Annotated in this window: 19 protein-coding genes; 5 read left to right on the forward strand and 14 right to left on the reverse strand. The window is 51.4% G+C overall.

The genetic code is table 11. From position 1 onward, the window contains the following. Positions 1 to 24: 24 nt before the first annotated feature. The 7 genes from PSAB_RS18825 to PSAB_RS18855 all read right to left on the reverse strand — a co-directional run bounded on the left by PSAB_RS18825 (position 25) and on the right by PSAB_RS18855 (position 9522). Entirely contained in the window at positions 25 to 1074 is a 1050-nt protein-coding gene (locus PSAB_RS18825) for an NAD(P)-dependent alcohol dehydrogenase (protein ID WP_025336137.1), read from the reverse strand. A gap of 319 nt (positions 1075 to 1393) precedes the next feature. Beyond that, on the reverse strand, positions 1394 to 2521 hold the full coding sequence (locus PSAB_RS18830; protein WP_025336138.1) for an ROK family transcriptional regulator: 1128 nt from the start codon (positions 2519 to 2521) through the stop codon (positions 1394 to 1396). Between the two features lie 186 nt (positions 2522 to 2707). Further along, on the reverse strand, positions 2708 to 4036 hold the full coding sequence (locus PSAB_RS18835; RefSeq protein ID WP_025336139.1) for a 6-phospho-alpha-glucosidase: 1329 nt from the start codon (positions 4034 to 4036) through the stop codon (positions 2708 to 2710). A 75-nt stretch (positions 4037 to 4111) separates the two neighbouring features. Then, a complete protein-coding gene (locus tag PSAB_RS18840; protein ID WP_025336140.1) occupies positions 4112 to 5689 on the reverse strand; it encodes a PTS transporter subunit EIIC in 1578 nt (525 codons plus the stop codon). 435 nt (positions 5690 to 6124) lie between these two features. Beyond that, entirely contained in the window at positions 6125 to 7213 is a 1089-nt protein-coding gene (gene tnpB, locus PSAB_RS18845; protein ID WP_025336141.1) for an IS200/IS605 family element RNA-guided endonuclease TnpB, read from the reverse strand. 179 nt (positions 7214 to 7392) lie between these two features. Beyond that, positions 7393 to 7617, reverse strand: coding sequence for a helix-turn-helix domain-containing protein (locus PSAB_RS18850; RefSeq protein ID WP_019908812.1), 225 nt, complete (start codon positions 7615 to 7617; stop codon positions 7393 to 7395). Between the two features lie 249 nt (positions 7618 to 7866). After that, entirely contained in the window at positions 7867 to 9522 is a 1656-nt protein-coding gene (locus PSAB_RS18855; RefSeq protein ID WP_025336142.1) for a PucR family transcriptional regulator, read from the reverse strand. A 280-nt stretch (positions 9523 to 9802) separates the two neighbouring features. Between PSAB_RS18855 and PSAB_RS18860 the strand changes: the two genes are divergently transcribed. The 5 genes from PSAB_RS18860 (at position 9803) to nagA (ending at position 15352) form a co-directional block, all read left to right on the forward strand. Then, positions 9803 to 11125, forward strand: a complete 1323-nt coding sequence (locus PSAB_RS18860; protein ID WP_038596100.1) for a cation:dicarboxylate symporter family transporter — start codon at positions 9803 to 9805, stop codon at positions 11123 to 11125. A 199-nt stretch (positions 11126 to 11324) separates the two neighbouring features. Then, positions 11325 to 12401 (forward strand): mannose-1-phosphate guanylyltransferase, encoded by a 1077-nt coding sequence (locus PSAB_RS18865; protein WP_025336144.1) that lies wholly within the window; start codon positions 11325 to 11327, stop codon positions 12399 to 12401. 169 nt (positions 12402 to 12570) lie between these two features. After that, positions 12571 to 13449 (forward strand): MurR/RpiR family transcriptional regulator, encoded by an 879-nt coding sequence (locus PSAB_RS18870; protein WP_025336145.1) that lies wholly within the window; start codon positions 12571 to 12573, stop codon positions 13447 to 13449. After that, positions 13449 to 14177: a glucosamine-6-phosphate deaminase gene (nagB, locus tag PSAB_RS18875; RefSeq protein ID WP_025336146.1), complete on the forward strand. Its 729-nt coding sequence runs from the start codon at positions 13449 to 13451 to the stop codon at positions 14175 to 14177. Before PSAB_RS18870 ends, nagB begins: the two co-directional genes overlap by 1 nt. Further along, positions 14165 to 15352 (forward strand): N-acetylglucosamine-6-phosphate deacetylase, encoded by a 1188-nt coding sequence (gene nagA / locus PSAB_RS18880; RefSeq protein WP_025336147.1) that lies wholly within the window; start codon positions 14165 to 14167, stop codon positions 15350 to 15352. The genes nagB and nagA overlap by 13 nt, the downstream gene beginning before the upstream one ends. Before the next feature lie 74 nt (positions 15353 to 15426). Here the strand turns inward: nagA and PSAB_RS24690 are convergent, their stop codons facing one another. From PSAB_RS24690 to PSAB_RS18915, 7 genes are all read right to left on the reverse strand, one after another. Next, positions 15427 to 16266 (reverse strand): YhcN/YlaJ family sporulation lipoprotein, encoded by an 840-nt coding sequence (locus PSAB_RS24690; protein ID WP_025336148.1) that lies wholly within the window; start codon positions 16264 to 16266, stop codon positions 15427 to 15429. 100 nt (positions 16267 to 16366) lie between these two features. Next, positions 16367 to 17089 (reverse strand): glycosyltransferase, encoded by a 723-nt coding sequence (locus tag PSAB_RS18890; RefSeq protein ID WP_025336149.1) that lies wholly within the window; start codon positions 17087 to 17089, stop codon positions 16367 to 16369. Further along, on the reverse strand, positions 17086 to 18093 hold the full coding sequence (locus PSAB_RS18895; RefSeq protein WP_025336150.1) for an NAD-dependent epimerase/dehydratase family protein: 1008 nt from the start codon (positions 18091 to 18093) through the stop codon (positions 17086 to 17088). The genes PSAB_RS18890 and PSAB_RS18895 overlap by 4 nt, the downstream gene beginning before the upstream one ends. Next, positions 18090 to 18929, reverse strand: coding sequence for a dTDP-4-dehydrorhamnose reductase family protein (locus PSAB_RS18900; RefSeq protein ID WP_025336151.1), 840 nt, complete (start codon positions 18927 to 18929; stop codon positions 18090 to 18092). Before PSAB_RS18900 ends, PSAB_RS18895 begins: the two co-directional genes overlap by 4 nt. Next, on the reverse strand, positions 18926 to 19912 hold the full coding sequence (locus tag PSAB_RS18905; protein WP_025336152.1) for a polysaccharide biosynthesis protein: 987 nt from the start codon (positions 19910 to 19912) through the stop codon (positions 18926 to 18928). The genes PSAB_RS18900 and PSAB_RS18905 overlap by 4 nt, the downstream gene beginning before the upstream one ends. After that, entirely contained in the window at positions 19902 to 20996 is a 1095-nt protein-coding gene (gene wecB, locus PSAB_RS18910) for a non-hydrolyzing UDP-N-acetylglucosamine 2-epimerase (protein WP_025336153.1), read from the reverse strand. The genes PSAB_RS18905 and wecB overlap by 11 nt, the downstream gene beginning before the upstream one ends. 50 nt (positions 20997 to 21046) lie before the next feature. Next, on the reverse strand, positions 21047 to 22486 hold the full coding sequence (locus PSAB_RS18915) for a glycosyltransferase family 4 protein (protein WP_025336154.1): 1440 nt from the start codon (positions 22484 to 22486) through the stop codon (positions 21047 to 21049). Positions 22487 to 22650 lie beyond the last annotated feature (164 nt).

A 22650-nucleotide genomic window follows, 5' to 3' on the forward strand; every position in this document is an offset into this window, starting at 1 on the left:
ATCGTTGTCACCTACATAAATTGTTTATTTTTCAATTTTAATAACTGCTTTCACAATTTCCGTTTTATTTCTGATGCTTGAGTCCATGGCGTTCTGAACATCATCCAGATCGAAGACGTGTGTGATAATTCCCTTTAGGTTAACCTTGCCGCTAGCGACTGCCTGAATCGCCATGGGATAGATATGTCTGTATCGGAACACAGTCTTAAAAGTAAGTTCCTTATCCATCGCAAGACTGAGTGGTAAATTGACTGATCCGCTATTACTATAACCTATGAATACGATGCTTGCACCTTTCTTAGAGATGAATACGGCTTGTTGGGCTATAATTTCCGCACCTGTTGTTTCAAATACAAGATCGCAGCCCGTGCCGCCGGTCAACTCCATAACTTCTTTCACAACATCTTTTTCTTTACCGTTAATGACTGCCGCAGCTCCCAGTTCCTTAGCCTTCTCCAATCGGTTTGGCATAATGTCCACTACATAGATTTCAGTAAGACCCATTGCCTTTAAAGCAAGTAAGGTGACCAAACCTATACAGCCTGCACCCATGATCACAGCGGACTGACCGGCATGCGCGCCGCCCTGATTTGCCGCATGAAAACCCACAGCAAGCGGCTCAATCAGTGCACCCTCCAAAGTGCTGACATTGTCAGGCAGTTTGAAGCAAAGATCAGCCTCATGCGCGACATACTCCTGAAAAACGCCATCAACCGGCGGGGTGGCAAAAAACACCACATCAGGGCAAAGGTTATATTGACCTGTCTTGCAGAATTCGCAGTGTCCGCAGGTTTTTCCCGGCTCCAGCGCAACTTTGTCGCCTACATTGAGATTGGTGACATTCTTACCAATTTCCACCACTGTCCCGCCCGGTTCATGGCCGAGGACAAACGGGGGCTTCACAATGTAATCTCCGATTCGGCCGGTTTCGTAGTAGTGCAAATCGGAGCCGCAGATGCCCACATATTCAAGCTTCACCAGCACCTCATTGTCCGCAACTTTGGGTATCTCCCTCTCGATAAACCCCATCTTGCCAATACCATTCATAACCGCCACTTTCATTTTACCTTCCATTTTTCCTAGTCTCCTTTCAGTTTCTCGCTTTATTTGGTGTGATCATATCCTCAACAGCGGGCTGCGATACCAGATAGCTGCGCGATCCTGGATGCAAAAGTACCGTGGCAATCATAACCGCCGTTAAAAGGCAATAACTAGTTGTGTGCGCTTTCATGTCAAAGTGAAGATGAAGCTGTTCTTTCCTTGCGACTTTATGTAATAACTTTTATAAAAGTATCTTAATAAGATAGTATTCCAGGTTTAGCGAAATGTCAATGAATAAAAAAGAAACCAACCGGAGGTCGATTTCCTTTGTAAAATCGTTGTTGAATTAACCTTAAACCTGACTTAAAAATCGCTCAATATGCAGTAGAGCCACTCCCACGGCCGCCGCTTCCCTTTTATTCCGGCACACCTTTAAATAGCTGCCATCCGGCTCAAAGGTATTGCCTTCTGCCGCAAGGAGTCTTAACTCATCCACATATTCTTCAATATAAGCACCGATATATCCACCCAAAATCACGTCGCAGTCAAACAGCATCCTTAAATTGTTAACCGCAACGGCAAGATAGCTTAGATATTCCTTCCACATTTTCTCCTGCTTTTTACCGCCTTTTTTCAGCAGATCAAAAAAATCATACAGGCCTTCGTCCGTACCGTTTGATAAAACGGAGGCGGAACAGTAGGCATCCAGACATCCCCGCTTTCCGCAATAACAAGTCCTTCCGTTCAGCTCAAGCGTCATATGTCCAAACTCGCTGCTGCGCTGGTTATCCCCGGGATAAAGCCTGTTATCTAGAAGAATAGAGCCGCCAACGGTGTTACTAAGCGACAGATAGACTGCATTTTTTACTGCTTCCGTATTCCACAGTTCTGCAAATCCGGCTGCATTCGCATCGTTGCTTAGAACACTTGGATAAGAAATGTTTTTGGTAAAATCGGGCCCGTTGCGATCCGCTAAGCCGAGCGCATGGGAATATACCACCGTTTGTTTATCATCGGATAAAATCCCGGGGACTGCTATACCGACTCCTAAAACTTTAGATTTATCAATATTGGAAGTTTCGATAAATCCACTGACCAATTCCCCGATCTCTTTTATATAGTCTTGCGAATTTTCAAAGATCTTAGCCACACGAGTGCTCTTTACAATTTCTCCGCTTAAATTAACCAGCACCAGACTAAGGTGATTATTTGTAATGTCCAATCCCACGGCAAGTTTAGCGTCTTTGATACAGGAAATGGCCTTTGCTTTTCTTCCGCCCGTGGATTCAAAGACGCCATTCTCCGTAATAAGGCCCTCGCTCTGCAAGTTCTTCAAATTCTGTCCAACGGTTGGCAGACTCATGCCAAGACAAGAAGCAATTTCATGCATGGAAAGCTTCTCATTCTTATAAATTAGCCGAAAGATACGGTTTCGGTTTATCCTTTTTACTTCCATATTATTTGTTTTTTCGTATATCATTTCCGCTCCATTTTTTTTATTTTTACACATTTTAAAAGTGTTTTATTAATGTATGTATGATAATTGATTTGTAAAGTTATTTCAATGTGTAGTTTGGCTAGGCGCGTAAAAAAAGAGCCGATCAAAAGCAGATTTGAAACTGCTTTTGACCAGACTCCATCGTTTTGTAGAAAATTATACCTGCCTTTATTTCAATTCAGGCCAGAAGTCTTTGTTGGCCTCGATCAGATCATCCAAAATCTGTTTCGCGACGAATGCGCTAGGAACTGTTTTAGAAAGAGTGATCGCTTGCCACAGCTTTTGATAGGATTTTTCGATCCAGGCTTCGACCACTAATTTTTCTGCAGAAACTTGCTGCTCCATAAGCCCTTTTTGGAATTGCGGAATCTTACCCATAGCCAGCGGTTCCGGTCCATTGCTGCCAAGAAGACAAGGAATCTCAACCATTGCCGTAGGGTCAAAATTGGCAATTGCCCCGTTATTCTCGACAATCATCAGCATTCTTTCTTTCGTATTAAAGGCAATGGCTCTTGCAAGGTCGACAATATAAGATGCATGTTCATCAATATGCAATCCGGAGCCTTCTGTAGATTGCTGTTCGATAATTTTTCTGGCTTCGCCAAATACAAACTTTTCTCTTCCATCCATGACTTCATTTGCTCGTGTATATTCTATGTTAGAATGCTGAACAACATCATCCGGGAATAAATAGTACTTCAGATAGGTGTTAGGAAATGTGTCAGGGTCCACAGCATACACATCTTTGGCTTTAGCGAAGGTATCGTTCCAGCTTGCTTCCGTATGCTGGCTGTCACCAACCGAAACAACATATCCATGTTTTGCGACATGCTCTTTGATTTTCGGCATTAAATCATTTCCGTCTTTATCGCGAACATCCGTCCACCAGCCAAAATGATTCAGTCCATAATAACGGACGGTCATATCTTTTCTGGACTCTAATCCTGAAATCTCAGCCATCCGCGCTTCAATACCGATCGGCATATCGCAAATGTTCAAAATCCTGGAATCCGGTCTCAAACTGCGGGTCGCTTCGGCAACGATTGACGCCGGGTTCGAGTAATTGAGCATCCATGCATTGGGCGAGTATTTTTCCATGTAGTCAAGGATTTCAATGACTCCGCCAATGGATCTCATTCCATAAGCAATTCCACCGGGGCCGCAGGTTTCTTGACCCAGCACACCGTATTTCAAAGGAATTTTCTCATCCAATTCGCGCATGGCGTACTTGCCGACCCGGATATGAGCCATAACAAAATCGATACCTGTGAAGGCTTCTTCCGGTTCCACGGTCGCGACAAATTCAATGTCCGGCGCTTGTTCTTTTAAAATAACCTCACATGCTCCGGCTATGATATCTTGTCTTTCCTTATCGTTATCATAGAACTTTAGTTTTCCAATAGGGAATTTATCCAGATTATCCAACAGCATTAAGACGATACCCGGCGTAAATGTGCTTCCTCCGCCCGCGATTGTTACCGTAAACTTTTTACTCATGATTCGTCCCTCTCTCCACTTTTTTGTATATTAAATTTAATGAATAAATTTAATACCTCTTTGATTGGCAAACGCTTAACCTGCAAGATATTTATCAACGGCATTTCTGACCCCATTGACTTTAGGCCCATAGACGACTTGAATATTTTCGCCGTTTTTAACAACGCCTGCTGCTCCTGTACCTTTTAAACCCAGTTCATCAACGATACCGGCATCCGTTACCTTGATCCTCAATCGAGAGAAGCAGTTGTCAACGGTTTCAATATTTCCCTTGCCTCCGAGGGCTTCCACTATAGCCGCAGCTAAATCGGTATCTTTGTCTGCGCCTGTGGCTGCCACGGCGGATTTTTGGTTAATTTTCTCTTTGTAATCTTTTTTGGTGAACAATTTCACCTCATCATCTTCCCGGCCAGGAGTCTTGAGGTTAAACTTTTTAATTAAAAAGGTGAATACAGCGTAATATGTCGCGAGCTCAACAAGTCCTATGCCAACAAAGATAGGCCATCTTGTTCTGCCGATTCCTGCAGGCAAATTAAAAGTCAGGAATTCTATGAGTCCGCCTGCTCCAAAAGCTCTAACCCCCAAGAGTACTGAAATAACCTCAAATATGCCGTCCAAAGCCGAGTGAACTACCCATAGAAACGGCGCCACAAACAAGAATGTAAATTCGATAGGTTCAGTGATGCCGACCAAAAATGAAGTTGCTACCGCTGGTATTAAGAGGGCTTTTAACGTTTTCTTTTTTTCTGGTTTCGCTGTTTTATAAAAGGCCAGAGCCGCTCCTACCAAGCCGAAAACTTTAACCATACCGTATTGCAAGAACTTCGCGGATGGGTCAAACAGCTTGACAGACGGATCTGTTATCTGCGCCAGGAATATATTGTAAGCGCCCAAATACGTTTGCCCGTTTATGGTCAATTCGCCACCCATGTTAGAATAGAGGAATGGTGAATATACGAGATGGTGTAATCCTGTAGGTATGAGAAATCTGTTTAAAAATCCGTATATAAACACGCCTATCGAACCTGAGAAATTAATGAAATTCGCTGTTGCCCGAATACCGCTGGCAGCAAATGGCCAAACATAACTGAATACAACAGCCAGTACGGTTAAAATCGGAACTAAAACGATATATACCAGCTTGGTGTTGCCATACAATGAAATCGCTCCCGGCAACTCTTTATTGCAAAACTTGTTATGGACAAGCGCTACGACGACCCCGAGGATCATTCCAAGGAAAACACCCATATCAATGATTTGAAAGCCTAATACGATCGTTTGCCCGGTTCCCTGCAATTCAGAGGGATTTGTATATTTGATTAATTTTCCCGTTAACTTAAGCCACTCGTTGTTAGCACCCAGAAATGTCAAGTATGACAATAGAGCTATAAGCGCCGCTTCCGCTTTCTTTTCTTTTGCTATTCCCATCGCGATGCCTACGCAGAAGACAATTCCCAAGTTGGTTAAAATAGGCCAAACCCCGCTGGCCAGAAACTTGCCGACATTGATTAAAGAACTGCCTTCGCCAACAATTGTCGGATTGCCCAGGATGGAAGTGATTGCCAATATTATCCCGACGATCGGCAAAAACAAAACCGGAACAACAATCGCTCTTGCAAAAATCTGCATACCGTTTACAACTTTATCCTTCACCAAAAGCCCCCCCTCATCATTTTCAATTCCGCTTTTTTGTAAGCGGTTTATTGTTTACGTTTTACACTCTAACAAATTTCTTCCCCCGTTTAAATACAAAAACGGCATTAAAAAACAGGTTCCATCAACTGACAACCTGTTATTAATAGTCTTCATATTTTGGTTTTATAGGAACTTCCAGTGGGTGTCTGCATGCCGGTGATTTGTTCGTCACGCAATTGAACATTCCCCCACTTAGCTAATACTTGAAGTGGGAGATTCTTGGGTAATCCCTTCTACTGAGGGGAATTCATATCGATATTTTCTCTCGAAAAATCGTATACCAAGCGATCCCTGCGGTTCCCGCAGTTTTGCAAAGGAAAATCTGTACCGATCTTCCAGAGTTTTAAGTTTTTTACCCTAGTAAAATATCTAATGGAATGGTGGGGTTGACGTTTAAACAGCAAGGCTTTTAATGTTCTGTGCGGCATTTTCATCTCGATCATGATGGGTATGGCACGATGGACATGTCCATTCCCGCACAGACAATTTCTTTACTTCGGAATGGATATAGCCGCATACATGACACCTTTGGCTCGTTGGGGCGAACGTGTCCGTAACCTTCACCGTACGTCCATACCATTCCGCTTTATACGAAAGCTGACGTTCAAATTCACTCCAGGACGCATCGGCGATGGATTTGGCCAGCCGGTGATTTTTGAGCATGTTCGCCACTCTCAGATTTTCGATGCTGATCGTTTGGTGTTCACGAATCAGCTTCGTGGTGAGTTGATGCAAAAAATCACGACGGCTGCTCGCGATCTTTTCATGGATTTGGGCAACCTTCTGTTTGGCTTTCTCCCAATTGGAGCCCCCTTGGTTACGGCGAGCCATGCGACGTTGCCAAAATGCAAGTTTTTGTTCATATTTGCGAAACAATTTGGGATTGGCAACCCGCACCCCATCCGATAAGACCGCAAACTCCTTGAGTCCAAGGTCAATGCCAATCTCCTTATCGGTCTGCGGCAGAGGACTCATTTCCACTTCGCAGAGGATAGATACAAAATACTTACCTGCCGCATTTCGCCGCAGGGTAGCCGAAAGAATGCGACCTTCACACGCTCTGGAGTTGGCGAAGCGCAGCCACCCAAGCTTCGGAAGTTTAAGCCGGTTTCCGTCAATAGCAATGTTGTCATTGGTGTATTTGGTGGTGTAGCTTTGCACAGGATGCTTACGGCTTTTGAAGCGTGGAGCCTGATTTTGTTTCTTGAAGAAACGTTCAAAGCTGTCTGCCACGTTTCGCACCGCCGATTGCAAAGCAATGCTATCAACCGACTTCAACCATTCAAATTGCTGTTTGAGTGCAGGAAGCTGTGTGGAACAGGTATTATAAGACAACCCTTTCCCTGTTGCTGCATAGGTTTCGTTCCATTTGACTAAGAAATGATTGAAGACAAAGCGGCAACAGCCAAACATTTGATGGATGAGTTGCTGTTGCTTTGGATTGGGATAGATGCGATATTTGTAAGCTTTATGTAGCAACATGCCAGACAACTCCTTTCGTGTATGATATTTCCATTATAGCACATATGTTCCCTTTGGAGCGAAAAAACCGCCGATTCATCTCCTCCCTATAGAGGAAGGAGTCTTCTCGGCTTTTAAGATAAAAAACCTTCCCCGGCCACCGGCCAAAAGAAGGCTTAACGCATAGTCGCAGGCCCCGTCTATATCTTCAGCTCCCCAAGCTTGATCAGCTCGACAACCGCTTGCGAACGGCCTTTTACATTCAATTTTTGCATAACGTTGGAGATGTGGTTGCGAACCGTCTTCTCGCTGATAAACAATAAGCCGGCGATATCGCGAGTCGTCTTGTCCTGAACAAGAAGCTCAAATACTTCGCGTTCACGATGCGTTAACAAAAATTTGCTGTGATGTTCGTTCCCTTTCATGATGGTGTCACCCCTCCTTGCCCGGGATTGTTTGGTCTAACAAGGTAAAGGGATACAGTCAAATTTATAGTATGTATTTGTAATCTTAATGGTGCTGCCTACGGGATGAATTGGGCGACGGGGATTTGCCGTTAAAAAAGGGACTGAAAGTGATATAGCCGCGCATAGCTCAGAAAAGTCAAAAAGAACCTTCATCCCCCGTGTTAACAAAGGAGTTGAAGGTTCGTTCTTACAGCTCACGCGCCACATTTATTCCGCGTCAATCAACTGCTCCATTAGATAGGCGACCTTAAAGCGCAGATTGTCGCTCGTATTTCTGATTTTGCGTCCGGTGAGCTGCTCGCATTTTTCCAGCCGGTAGACGACGGTATTCCGATGCACGAACAGCTGCTTCGCCGTCTCGGCAATCTGGCAGTTGTTATCGTGATAGGCGACCAGCGTGCGCATCAGATCCTGCCTTTCTTTTGCCTCCAGCCGGTTCAATTCTTTAAAGGTGTCATCATAGTATTTCTTAAGCTCTTCAATCGGCAGCATCCGCAGCAGATCCGTCAATTTCTTCACATGATAAAACTGGACAAAACGCCGCTTCTTGCTGCTGTGGGCGGTCTCCCACGCTTCAACCGCTTCCTTGTAGGTAACGGGAAGCTCCGTCAGGCGGTCAACCGGATTTCCGACTCCGACCGACAGGGAAATCCCCTCCCTGTGATACAGATCGTCACTGATTTCGGTCAGCTGTTCCCGGAGCATCCGTTCCGTGTCCATGGGATTGGTCTTATCTTTGGAGACGGAGAGAATCAGCACGAACTGGTCTTTGTTGCTGAAGAGCACGAACGAATGCCCCCGCGACCGGAATGCATCCTTGAGCACTTCATACAGCTCTTCCCGCCTCGACAATTGCTGCTCCTCGGAAGGCGGTAGAGCATTCCCCCTTCTGCCCAGCTCCTCATCCTGCTTGATGACAATGCACAGCGACGGTAAAACCTCGGCCAGTCCGTACCGCATCCCCCGGTGAATCAATTCCTGCTCGGAGGTCATGAACCCGTTAACGATGTCCGTAAACAGATCATTCTTGTAGCGTCTGGAGCGTTCCTTTACCGCCTGCTTCTTGAGCAGCTCAAAGCTGATCACGTTGGCGGCCTGTTCCATGATCATGACCGGGAGCGGCTGAAGTTCAGCCGACTGCTGAAGGATCAATAGGAAGCCCTGGGGCTGATACGTCAAAATAGGATGCGCGGCGATATAATTCAGCCCTTCGGGAGCGGCATCCGCAAGAAAGCTGATGAAGGTCCGTTCTTCATTCGGAAGCTGGCCTGCCGACTCGCGGATATGTGGAAGCAAGTCCTGATAGGCCTGCTTGCGGAAATGCGAGGATGCCGAGATCAGACTCAATCTTTGATCCAGAAGAACGGCGGGGCTGTCCAGCAGCTCGGCCAAATCGCGCACAATTTCGGGAATCCCCTGTCCTTTCAGAATCAGGCTGGAAAATTGGCGGTGGCTCTTCAGCGCATTGCGCAGCGTATCGGCATGCTTGTCCAGAATCGAATCGATAGCCTGGTTAATGAGATCGCCGAGCGAAACATTGAGCGGCAGCTCGATCAACGGAAACCCGACCTCGTTGGCAACGGCGACGGCCTCTTGGGGGATCGCGGACCAGAAACGCTTTTTGATTCCAAGTCCCACACAGCCCGCCGCCGATAATTCGGGGATAAGCGCCACAAGCTCCTCCGGGTGGTCCTTTAAGGCATAAGCCGTGGTGATCAGCAGTTCGTCAGGCTTCACAAAATCAATAATATCCGGGGCATCCATCATATTGACGGAACGGACATCCCGATTCAGCCCCTGAAAGCCGCATATGACTTTGGATTCCAGCAAAAACGGAATTTTGAGGAGCTCCGCTAATTTCATAGAAGTCCATCCCTTCACCCATGGAAGATTAGTTAACCCTATTATTTGTAAAATATCATCAATACCTATCATCTTGTGTATTGATTATACAACATAAACAATAATTGTGGTCATTTTTGTTTAAATTGTATAGTGTTTTACGGAAATCGATCGATTATAATGAGTCCATAGAGAACAAGATAAGTTATAAAAACTAACATGAAAGGTACGCATTGAGGGGGAACTGTCACAAAACATCGGCAGGTTAAAATCTATGAAAACGATTGGGAGGATGACAAACATGAACAAGACAGCAGCAAAGCCCCGCCAGCCTTTTTATAAAGGCCTATTCTTTCAAATTCTTATGTCCATCGTACTGGGTATCGTGGTTGGATATCTTTGGCCTTCATTCGGAATTGCTTTGAAACCGCTCGGAGACGGCTTTATCAAACTCATCAAGATGATTATTTCTCCGCTTGTCTTTGTTGTTGTCGTGCTGGGCATTGCAAAGGTCGGCAACATCAAGACGGTCGGCCGGATCGGCGGCAAAGCGCTGCTGTACTTTGAGATTGTAACGACAATCGCCCTGATTATCGGCATGCTTGTTGCGAACGTGATGAATCCGGGATCAGGGATGCATGTGAATCCTGATTTGCTGTCCACTGACGCTGTGACTAAAGTGACCAAGAACTCCGAGCTCCCTCATGGAACTGAATTCTTTATGAACATTATTCCAGACAGCGTTGTATCGGCGTTTGCCACGAACACAATGCTGCAGGTGCTGCTCGTGTCCTGTCTGTTCGGCTTTGCGCTCGTTCGGGTCGGGGGCAAAACCTCAGATGTCATTATCGACCTCTTGGAGCATCTGAGCCACGTTATTTTTCAAATCATGGGCTTCATTATGAAGCTCACCACAATCGCTACCTTTGGGGCGATGGCATTCACGGTAAGCCAGTACGGCATGCAGACACTGATTGCTTTCGGCAAACTCTTCCTCGCTATGACGGTGGCCTGTCTGCTCTTCCTGCTTGTTCTTGAGGTTGTCATGCGTGTGTTTGTCGGCATCGGTCTGTGGAAAGCGATTATGCTTGTTCGCGAGGAGATTGTATTTTCCTTCGCAACCGGCTCGACAGAGGCCGTTATGCCGCAAATTATGAGAAAGCTGGAGCGTGCGGGCTGCCACCGTTCGGTTGTCGGGCTTGTCGTTCCAACCGGGTACTCTTTCAATCTCGACGGCGCCTCAATCTACCTGTCGCTGGCGCTCGTCTTCCTGGCACAAGCAACCGGCGTAGAACTCAGCATATATGAGCAAATCGTACTTCTCGCCGTATTGCTGCTGACTTCCAAGGGAATGGCCGGCATTCCGGGATCGGCGTTCGTCGCCTTGTCAGCTACTGCGGCAAGCACAGGCTCTATCCCCATCGCAGCCGTTGCGCTGATGCTTGCACCTGACCGCATTATGGGTAACTTCCGCACGACGATCAACATTATCGGCTACACCGTCGCAACCTTCGTCGTGGCCCGCTGGGAAGGGCTGCTCAATAAGGACCAGGCTTTACTGGCCATGCAGGGCAAGCCGCATGATTCTTCCGGCATGCCGGTAACCATTCAGGCTAATGATTAATCACTTGCAATTCGAAACGCAGGCCGGTTCCCTAAGCTGAAGGGGCGGCAGCCATCCGGTCAGGAAGCATCCGGATGTGCTGCCGCATTTTTTATGGCTGCCGAGGGTAACACCCATACCTTCACATCTTCCCGCTCATATAAATACCTTACAATCGCCATTTACTCGGGCAGGCCTCGGCATCGGGAAGGTGAAAAAAATGGATCAGTATGCAGTCATTATGGCCGGCGGCGCCGGACTTCGGCTGTGGCCCCTCTCCAGGGAACAGAGACCAAAACAGTTTATCAGTGCCGATGGAACCGGCAGCATGCTTCAACGGACAATTGAGCGCATTACGGAACTGATTCCGCCGGACAAATGCTTTGTCATTACGAATCATAACTATGCCGATCTGACGCAGGAAGTGCTGGGAAACCTCATTCCCCGCCAAAATATTATCCTCGAACCCCTCCGCAAAAACACCGGCGGCTGCATTTCCTATGCGGCCTTACTGCTGGAACGGCGATTCCGGAAAGGCTCGGTCTGCTTTATTCCGGCCGACAGCTATGTCGGCAACAAACAGGAGTACCTTAAGGCAATCCGTCTGGCGTTCAAGGAGTGCAGCAGCAGCTCGACATTAACTGTTATCGGCGTGAATCCTACCTACCCGGCTATCGGCTATGGCTACATTAATATAGATTCAGACCCTTCAGCCGGTCCCCGGCAAATTTCCCGTGTCCGGCAGTTCAAGGAGAAACCGGATGCGGAAACCGCCCGCGCTTATGTAGCTTCCGGTCAGTATTTATGGAATAGCGGGATCGTCGCGGGCAGTCTGCAGGCCTTCAAAAACGGGATTCAGCAGCATATGCAGGAGCACTTCCATATTTTGTCCGAGGCCTTGGACCATCTCGACTCCCCAAGCTTCCATTCTTTGATCGAACAGGCTTACACCCGGCTGCCCGATCTGTCTTTTGATAACGGTGTACTGGAGCATAGCAGCAGCCTGTTGGCGGTTAAAGGCGATTTCGATTGGGATGATATCGGGAGTCTGGAGGCGTTCGGAAGATTGACCGGCTGTGACAGCAGCGGCAACGCCGTCAGAGGCAGTCATATCGGAATGGATACCCGGGATTCGGTCATCATCAGCAGCGATATTCTGATTGCTTCGATCGGCTTATCGGATATGATGATTATCCAGACGAAAGACGTGATTCTGGTCTGTCCGAAGGAAAGGGCACAGGATATCAAAGCCTTCGTCGAATATTTAAAACATGCAGGGTACGGGGATTTCACCTGAATCTTAACGGCCGCCCTTCCGGTATTCAAACCGGAAGGACGGCCATTTATTATGAAAAGACCTCTTGCATCCCGCAAGCTTTTCTTTTATTCTATGTATGAAAATAATTTTCTTATTTTCTTTTATAATAACAAAAATAATTTCAATAATCGGAATACGAGGTGGACCGATGACTCCAATCCTGCATGCACTGGAGCGCGAAAAGTCCAAGCTCTCCCAAATGGAGCGCAGACTGGCGGAGCGGATTCTTGCCTCCCCTGGCGAGATTGTCCATATGGGCATCACAGAGCTGGCGGAGCAATGCGGCATCAGCGCCGCAACAATCACACGCTTTTGCAAAGAGTTTCACTTTAAAGGCTTCCCTGATTTCAAGGTGAAGCTGGCTGCCGAAATCGCTCACGGCGATGGAGCGCCTCAGGAGGGCGGTTCCTCCTATCAGGATATTATGGCTGGAAATCCGCTTTCCGTCATTGTGGAAGCCATGCAGGCGAATCACCTCGCTTCCATCCGCGACACGACGTCGCTGCTGGACATCGGGCGGCTTGAACAGACAGTGGATTTGCTCTGCAGCGCCCGGCGGGTGGATCTGTACGGAATGGCCACCTCGTCCATCATCGCCCAGGACTTCTATCAGAAGCTGATCCGGATCGGCGTGAACTGCACGGCCTTTGCTGATTCGCACATGCAGATCACCTCGGCCTCCTCCCTGTCGGAGGGGGACGTCGCCTTTGCCATTTCGTACTCCGGGGAGACCCCGGAGACGATCGACGCACTTCTGTGCGCAAAGAGCAGCGGCGCAGCCACGGTCTCGCTTACTTCCTATGGCAGCAGCTCGCTGGCCTCACTCAGCGGGATATCGCTCTTCTCCTCCTCGCTGGAGCAAGGAATGCGCAGAGGTGACATGGCATCGCGGATCGCCCAGCTTCACGTGATTGATATTTTATTTACCGGGATGGTCAGCAAACGGTTCGGCGATTATATTCCGAAGCTGGAGCAGTCCTACCGGAATGTCCGGCAATTCCGTCATAAACGGGGAGGTAGAGAATAATGAATATTATGAAATTTCACAACGACGAAGATTTCGTGCAGACTGGGGCCAGTCTGGTCGCCAGCCTGCTGCAGAGCAATCCGAAAGCCGTTCTCGGCCTCGCCACCGGCAGTTCGCCCATCGGCGTCTACGAGCGGCTGGTTCAGATGTACCGGGGGGGTCTCGTGAGCTTTGCCAAGGCTTCATCCTATAATCTTGACGAGTACGTAGGGCTCCCGACAGATCATCCGGAAACCTACCGCAGCTTCATGAACAAGCATCTATTCAGCCATATCGATATTGACCTGTCCCGGACCCATGTGCCAAACGGCAGTGCCAAAGATCTGGAGGCCGAATGCCTGGCTTATGACCAAATGCTGGAAAGTAACGGACCTGTCGATTTGCAAATCCTCGGAATCGGCAGCAACGGGCATATCGGCTTTAACGAACCGGATGCCGGCCTGAGCAGCGGCACCCATGTCGTCGATTTGCTACAGGCAACGCGGGAGGCCAACGCTCGCTTCTTCCCTTCGATTGACGATGTTCCCCGGCAGGCGATTACGATGGGCGTCGGCAGTATCCTGAAAGCAAGGCAAATTCTGCTGCTCGTACGCGGCGCGGAAAAGGCCGAAGCGATCCGAAACGCGGTTCAGGGACCGATTACGACCCAGTGCCCCGCCTCTTTGCTTCAGACCCATCCGAACGTTGTCGTACTGCTTGATGAAGGAGCGGGACAATGGCTGAAGTAAATCAGGAACGGGAACAACTGCTGTATGGCATCGTGCTGACTCCCCAAGGGGTTGTCAAAGACGGCGTCATCGCGGTTCAGGACGGCATCATTGTCTATGCGGGAGAGGCGAGTTGGCTGCCTGAAGCCTGCTCCGGCTGGACGGAGGGCGAACGCAGGCTGGACGGCCTGCTCATTCCCGGCTTTGTCGATGTGCATGTGCATGGCGGCGCCGGCCATGATTTCATGTACGCCGACGCCCGGGAGATTTCGGAGACGGCCGCCTTCCATGCATCGAGCGGAACGACGACATTGCTGGCAACGACGATGACTGCCTCCAAGGAGGCGATTGATCGCGTGCTCGCCGTCGTCAGTGCCTATCGCTCGGAAGATATGCCGTACGCACAGATAGCGGGAATCCATTTGGAAGGGCCGTTCATCAGCCCGAAATGGCCGGGGGCGCAGAACCCTGAGCATATTGTTCTGCCAAACATCCTCTGGCTGGAGGAATGGGAGCGCGACTACCCGGGCCTCATCCGGCAGGTTACTCTGGCTCCTGAGCGCGAGGGCGCGGAAGCGACAATCACCTGGCTGCGCAAGCGCGGGATTACGGCCGCTCTCGGCCATACCGACGCTACATACGAGCAGGTTATCGCAGCAGCGGACGCGGGTCTTAACCAGGCGGTGCACGCGTTTAACCAGATGACCCCGCTGCATCACCGCAAGCCCGGTACCGCCGGAGCGGTCTTGTCCGACGCGCGGATTCGTGCGGAGATCATCGCAGACGGCATTCATGTTCATCCGGCGGCTATTTCCATTCTGGCGCGGCTGAAAGGCCCGGAAGGCCTGATTCTTATAACCGACGCCATGTCGGCAGCCGGACTCAGCGACGGGGAATATGCCATCGGCGATCTGCCGGTGAAAGTTCAGGACGGCGTTGCCCGCCTGCGAGACAACCCGGATGCGCTTGCCGGAAGCACCCTTACTATGATCAAGGGCTTCCGCTATCTTATCCAGGAGGTGGGCCTGAGCCTGGAAGACGCTTCACGGGCGGCGAGCCTGAACCCGGCTATCTCGCTCGGGATGGAGCGCAGCATCGGCTCGCTGGAAGCCGGCAAGCGGGCGGATATTCTGCTGCTGGACGGTACGCTTAACCTGCGCGGCGTATGGATCGGCGGGCGGCGGCATCCTTTATAAGCTTGTTATGTAAACGGCATTAACGCAGAGACTCATCCGCTCAGGGAAGAACCTCTGCGTTTTTTGCCGTTCATTTATCTGTACGTATTATCCCCGCTGCGCATAGGAAAAATCCGCTCCGCCATCACGCGGAATTCATTCACAAAACCTTGCAGCGGATGACCTGCCCGCGCTTGTGCGGCGTAGCTGTTCACACGCTGAACAAAATCAGCATTTGCGGAGACATACACCCGGTCAATGCCCGGCGCATTCTTTTTGACGACATCGGCGATCTTAGTCTTCACTTCTTTGGAAAGCGTATCTTGAACGCTCGTCGCCGTGATTCCCGTGTTCACTCCGTTGCCGCCGAAGAAGCCTCCGCGGCCGGCCGGATTTGGTAACGCTGCGCCCATTCCCGTTCCAGGTATCGCTGCGCCAGTTCCCGTCAAGCTTCTGTTGTTATTGGCAACAGCTCCCGGCATGCTGCTTCCCCGTGTCGGGTAATGGGTACCGACTCCGGCACCGTAACCGGTGCCGTTTCCTGTTCCATAGCCGGTGCTGCCCGGCATCATGTTCGCACCCAAACCGTTGAAGCCTTTGGCCCGCATCCCTCCGGTGGCATTATTCTCCAGAGTTACAGCGACATAAGCGCTGCGGCCGGCGGTTAGAACATTAGCTGTGCGCACATCCTTTATGGCAGCCACGCGGTCGGCAAGCTTTTGATCAAGATCCAGCCTGTCGATCGCATGTCCCCTCACTGAATTGACATTCAGGCGGCCATCTTGCAATCCTCGCACACCATCATTTATGCGGCCGTCATGTACACTCCGTACACCGTAATTTCCTGCTGTGTTGTTGCTCGCGCATCCCGCGATTCCAACCATCCCCAACAGCAGGGCCGCGGAGACAGACAAACCAATACTCTTTCGCAACATGCATTCACCCTCCACTCATTATGATTGCTGTTCAACAATCGTTAGGATGGCTCCCCTGAGGGCGGGCTATGCTGAAAGGATTTGGCATGCTGCAGCTCTATTATCCTCCCAAAGACGCGATGAGACTGCGCAGCGGCGGGCTGTATCGCTCTTTCAACGCCGACACTTCAGCCATAATCCGGTCATAATGCCTGATCGTGCCCATACCTTCATGACGCCGGTACCCGGTTAAGGATTGATTCAGCATCACCGGAGGATACCCGTTCAGAACCGCCCGGAACCACAAATCATAATCATGAGTAAAAGGAAGCGATTCATCGAACAAACCGATGGCGCCGAACAGTTCCTTTTTGATCATGACCGTGCAGCCGTTTACAGGGTTGCCTTGCAGAAAGCAGCGCAGGAAATCGAGCCGATTGTCAAAAACAGCCCCGGCATTCGACTGAACGAGCTGGGATGCGGCATTGATATAATTGAAGTTGGTGTAGGAAATCAGCAGACGGTTATGCTCCATGAACAGCGACTGGTTTCTGATTTTATCGTGATAAAAGACATCGTCCGAACTGAGCCAGGCGACATAATCGCCGGAGGCATGACGAATGCCGTGATTCAGCGCAGACGCGGTGCCTCCATTGGCTTTGCCCAGATAATGAACATGAGAATGTGCGAGGTAAGGAGCAATTTTCTCGCTGTGCATGGTGGAGCCGTCGTCGATGACAATGATCTCATAAGGAGTCTGGGATTGTAACAGCGCGCTCTGGAGAGCCTGCTCAATATAGGGGCAGTTATAAAACGGAATAATGACCGACACTTTCGCATTCATGGCGATGCTCCTTTCCGGTTGCTGCTTCGGTAATATTCCAGAATGTCGGCAAGCGAACGCTCCAGCTGCACTTCGGGGCGCCAGTTAAGGACGGACGCATGCACATGAGTAGAGACAGCCTCCGGCTGATTTTTCGGCGCTCCTGAGTCCGAGGGGTTTACAGGCTTTTGCGGCGCTTCGGCAGCGGTGGCATTTATCGGCTCCTGCCCGGATTCTATTCCCCATTCCACCGGAACCTCAGCCAGGGTCAGATTCAGCATTCCCTCTGTAACCTCGCCAAGGGTGCGGGTTTTACCCGAGTCGATCTGGTACACGATGCCCGGTTCTCCCTGCTTCAAGATGCAATCATACGCCCTTACAGCATCCCTCACATCAAGAAAATCCCGCTGGTCAAGCCGGGAGGACAGCCGAAACGGCGGCTGGACAATCCCCTGTTCACTGCGGAAGATATGTCCGGCAAGCAGTGAACAGAAGCCGGTAGAGGGGCCGGGGCCAATCAAGTTGCAGGGCTCCGCGACCAGCACCTTCTGCCCAAACAGCGATCCCCAGGACAGCGACATCAGTTCTTCCAGCGTCTTGCTGAGGCTGTATGGATGCTCGGCCCGCTCTTCGGCTCCCGGATTGAACTTCAGCCGCGATCCTGCCACCAGCAGACGAACTTCCTTACGGGAACGAAGCGAGTCAAGCAGATATACAGCCGCCATGACATTCGTTTCCATATATCGAACCGGGTGCTGCCACGACTCCGGTACGGAATTCTTCCCGGCCAGATGAAGCACCTCGTCCGGAGCGGTATCCTCTATCATCTTCTTGACGGCTTCGGCGTCATTCAAATCGCATACAAAGGTCTTAACGTCTTTCGGAAATAAGCGTTCCCGGGATTCATCCGGGAGCGCCTTGCGCAGCACTGCGGTAACCTCCGCACCTTCCGCCGCAAAATAGGCGGCTGCATGCTGGCCCGTAAAGCCGGCGGCACCGGTAATCAGCAGCTTTCTGGCGGTCATGGATATCTCCGGCTTTGCTTCATCCAGTCCGCCAGTTCGGCAAGCATAGCAGGGTAAGACGGAAGATGAAAGGTTATATCGGGACGTGTGCTGACCAGCGTCCTGTCCTGGACATGATCATCATCGGGAACAATCTCGGCGTCGGTCTTGTGAAAGGCCGTCTGAATCATCCCGAGCAGCTCGTATTTACTGACCGGCTGGGGATGGGCCAGGTGAATCAGGCCTGACACTTCAGAATCGAGCAGACGATCGATGGCCTTGGCCAGCTCCAGCGTCGTCACCCCGTTCCACATGACGCGGCGGTAGCCTGGAACCTTGCCGGTCTGCGCCAGGAACCATCCCATGAGGCCGATGCCGTTCTTTCGTATTTCAGGACCGATAATCGATGTGCGAATCGTGAGATGACCGAAATCGCGAACCTCGCCAAACGCCTTGGTTACCGCGTACACGGAGGTTCCGTCCGGTGCATCTTCCTCCGTATAGCCGCCCCGCGTTCCCTCGAAGACGCAGTCGGTGCTGATGTGGATCAGCCGAGCGGATACATCGTCGGCGGCGAGCCGCAGACGATGGGGGAGGATACCATTGATATGATAGGCGGCAATTTTATGGTTCGCCGCGGATTGGTTAAGAACGCCCAGCGCATTAATGATGCAGTGAGGAGAGACGATGCTCACCGTACTCTCCACTGCTGCAATATCTTCCGCATCGAGTATAAGACCTTTGCGGTCGCTTTTGTCCCTGGTCGTGTAAAATACCTCGTGCTCTCCCTGAAGGCGGAAGTAATCAACCAGCATATGCCCCGCCATACCGTTTCCGCCGAGGATCAGCAGCTTCATTGGAGGAAACCTCCCCGGATCAGGATATCCTTGATCTCTTGCTTGGACATCAGATTGTTCGCGGAGCTGAAGCTGCTGAAGGACACCGGCTCGCATGTCTGATACCGCGCCTTCAGATCAGGCATATCAAGCGTAGGCAGTATGACAAGATACTGCTCGTCGTATACTACAGTGGTCAGACTTTCGAAATCGCTCATCAAAATTTCATTGATCTTCTCTCCGGGGCGGATGCCCGTCTCGATGATTTTCACATGCTGTCTGTCGGATGCCTCGATGAGCACCTCGGCCAAATCGACAATCCGGCAGGTTGGCATAGTCATCACGAAAATTTCTCCGCCCACGCTGACCTCGGACGCTTTGAACAACAGAGAAATCGCATCGCTCAGCGTCAGGAAGAACCGGGTCATGTTGAAATCGGTAATCCTCACTTCACCTTTTTCCCGAATCTGCTTCATGAACAAATGGACAACGCTGCCGTTCGTTCCCAGTACATTTCCGCCCCGTACCGTAACGAACTTTGTGCTCGAGCCGAGCAGGTTCGCATAGACGATCAGCTTCTCGCCGATGGCTTTGGTCATGCCGTAGAAGTTGGACGGATTGGCCGCTTTGTCGGTCGAGATATAAATCACTTTTTTCACCATGTTTGCTATGGCCGCTTCTATAACGTTCTGGGTACCGATGACGTTCGTCTTGAGCGCCTCGTAGGGCTGATCCTCACAGACGGGAACATGCTTCAGCGCAGCCAGATGGTACACGTAATCCACTCCCCGGCATGCAGCAATCAGCGCTTCCTTATCACGGATGTCCCCGATGACAAAGCTTAATCGTCTGTCCTCGAATTCCCGGCTCATGGCTACCTGGGCGGATTCGTTCCGAGAGAAAATGATGATTTCTTTCGGATTCTGGGGCAGAAGCTGACGGATCAGCTCATGTCCCCAGGAACCGGTACCGCCGATAACCGCAATCCGTTGATTATTGAACATACAGGTTCCCTCCAAGTAAAAATTTAACTACCTTAAACGACACATCCGGGACTCTATATCCATCCGGGACTTCCCAATCGCGGTTCATTGAAGTCATCAGCCGGACGCACCGTAAAATACTCCCGCTGTCCACTCCGGATACGACATTGCTTCCGCAGTCCACCGTCTCCGGCCGCTCGGTCGTCCGGCGGATCGTAACGGTCGGCACACCCATCAGGCAGCATTCTTCCTGAACCGTGCCGCTGTCGGTGACGGCGCAGCGTGCGTTCTTCTCCAAAGCCACGAAATCGAAGAAGCCGAACGGCTCGTAAAACTCGACGAGGCTATTCATCTGTAGTGGAAAAGAGTCCGAAAGCTTCGACCGGGTGCGGGGATGGATGCTGCAAATCAGACGAAGGCCGAAGTGCTCGGCGATCAGGTTTAAACCTTTCATGATTTCCATCAGCGACTCCGTCCGGTCGACGTTCTCGGCGCGGTGCGCGGTAACGAGAAAATATTGTCCCGGGGTCAGGCTGAGCCGCTTCAAAATATCGCTGGCCGCAATTTGCGGCGCGTAATGTGTCATAACCTCATAAATCGGATTGCCGGTGAGCATGATCCGGGCGTTCGGAATGCCCTCGGCGGCCAGATGCCGTTTGCTCTGCGGCGTATATGGCATATTGATAGTCGAAACGGCGTCGATGACGCGACGGTTCTTCTCCTCCGGCACTCCGAGATCGTAGCAGCGGTTGCCCGCTTCCATATGAATGACCGGAATGCCCATCCGCTCGGCCAGAATGGCGCACAGCGCGCTGTTCGTATCGCCGAGCAGCAGGACGCGGTCCGGCTGTTCCTTGAGCAGGATCGGCTCCAGCCCGCCGAACATGGCGGCGAGTTGTCCGCCAAGTCCGGCTTGCTTCTCCTGCAGCACGTAATCCGGTGCCCGCAGCCCCAGCTCCTCAAAGAAAACGCCGCTTAGACTGGCGGTAAAATTCTGGCCCGTATGCACCAGCACATGGCGGTCCGCATACCGGTCCAGAAGCGGAATAATGACGCTTAGGCGAATGATTTCGGGGCGCGTGCCCAGAATGGTCATGATTTTCATTCGTTCACTCCCCTGCTCTAAATCTTTGGTGTCATTTTAGCCCGGTGCCGCTACCGGCGCCGCGCGGCAGCGCTCCGGCGCTTGCGGGATGTCCGCCTCCGCCGGGACGCGCGGCGGGGGCGTTTCGCCCGCTTCGCGCTCCGGGGCGGCGCGGTACGGCCGGCCAGCTTGCGCCGGAGCCGGCCGCGCCGCTTCGCTGCGCGGCGCCCCGCGGGCGGGCGCTGCGGCGCGGCTCCAGGCGCTGCGCTTTCGCCCGCGGCCTCGCCGGCGGGCGGCTCCGGCGGGGCGGCCGCAGCGGCCGGCCCGGCCCAGCGGTGCAGCCACGCCTCCGCGAGCCCGCGCAGGCGCTCGCGGTAAGCCGCCGGGCCGTAGAGGGCGATCACGCGGCCGCGTGACCGGGCGCCGATCGTCGCTGCCAGCTCCGGCTGCGAGAGCAGCGCAAGGGCGCGCTCCGCAAGCGCTTCGCTGTTCTCCCGCGGAACCAGGCCTTCGCTGCAATCTACGGCCCGCATGATCTCTCCCAATCCCCCGGAATCATAGGCGACGACCGGCTTGCCGAACGAAAGTCCTTCCATGGCGGTCATGCCAAAGCCCTCGCGGACAAGACTCGGAACGACCAGCACATCCATGGCGCAGTAAGTCTCCGCAATTGATTCCGCATAACTCTCAAACCGAAATCGGGAAGACAAGCCCTCCAGCCTCACCTTGCGTTTGCAGATATTGAAATATTCCTTGTCTCGAGACTGGCCGATAACAAGGAAACGAGCATCCGGACGCTTCTGTGCCACGAGTATGGCCATATGAATAAAATGCTCCAGCCCTTTTTCCCAGATGATAAATGAGGAGATATAGCCGATGAGCGGACTAGCGGGCCCTACACGCAGCTCACGCCGCCGTTCAATCCTCAGCTTGCTCCAGGCCCCGGTCATGACCTCTCTTTCGTCCCAGGTTGGCGGTAGCAGTGCGATTTTGCTTGCCCGCATTTCATCTGTAAAAGAAAGAGCCGCCGTTTGCGATATGCAGATAATCTGATCGCTGAACCGGTTGATCACCTGGATGCTCAGCGGAGTGTTCTCGTTCTCGGTAATAATCTCGCTGATCTTCCATATCACCGGTATGCCCAGCGATTTGGCGGCTGCAGCCGGCAGAACGTGCACACAAGTGCTCGTTATGATGAAGGCGGGACGGCGCTGTTCCAGCCATGCCTTCAGCTCCTTGTACTCCCTGTCTTCCTGAAACGACCTTATGTCCTCTTCAAGTCCCGCATAGGGAGTATACATGCCGTACACAAGCGGGATCGGCAGCAGCTCCACTGGTATTCCGCTGTGGCGGGCCTGCCTGGTCAGCTTGCCTTCTTGAGGAGCGACGAGCAGGCAGTCGAAGTAGGAGGACAGTTCCCGGGCAAAGAACAGCAGCAGCTTCTCGGCGCCGGTAATACTGTTGTCATTGGATACGTGGGAAAAAAGGACAACGGCAGGTTTATCAGCCATTGGCGTATTGGCGCTTCCGATCAGATGCTCTCGGAGCCGCCGCTCACCTCCCTGTTAGGTATGCAAAGCCCGGACGCTAACGGCAACCTCCTGCCGGTTCCTCCGCCCGAATAGAAAGACTCCCCTGCCGCTCTCCAAAGTTCCGCACCGGAAACAAATTCCCG

It is taken from the genome of Paenibacillus sabinae T27 (assembly GCF_000612505.1).
In the GTDB taxonomy this organism is placed as follows: Bacteria; Bacillota; Bacilli; order Paenibacillales; family Paenibacillaceae; genus Paenibacillus_AQ; species Paenibacillus_AQ sabinae.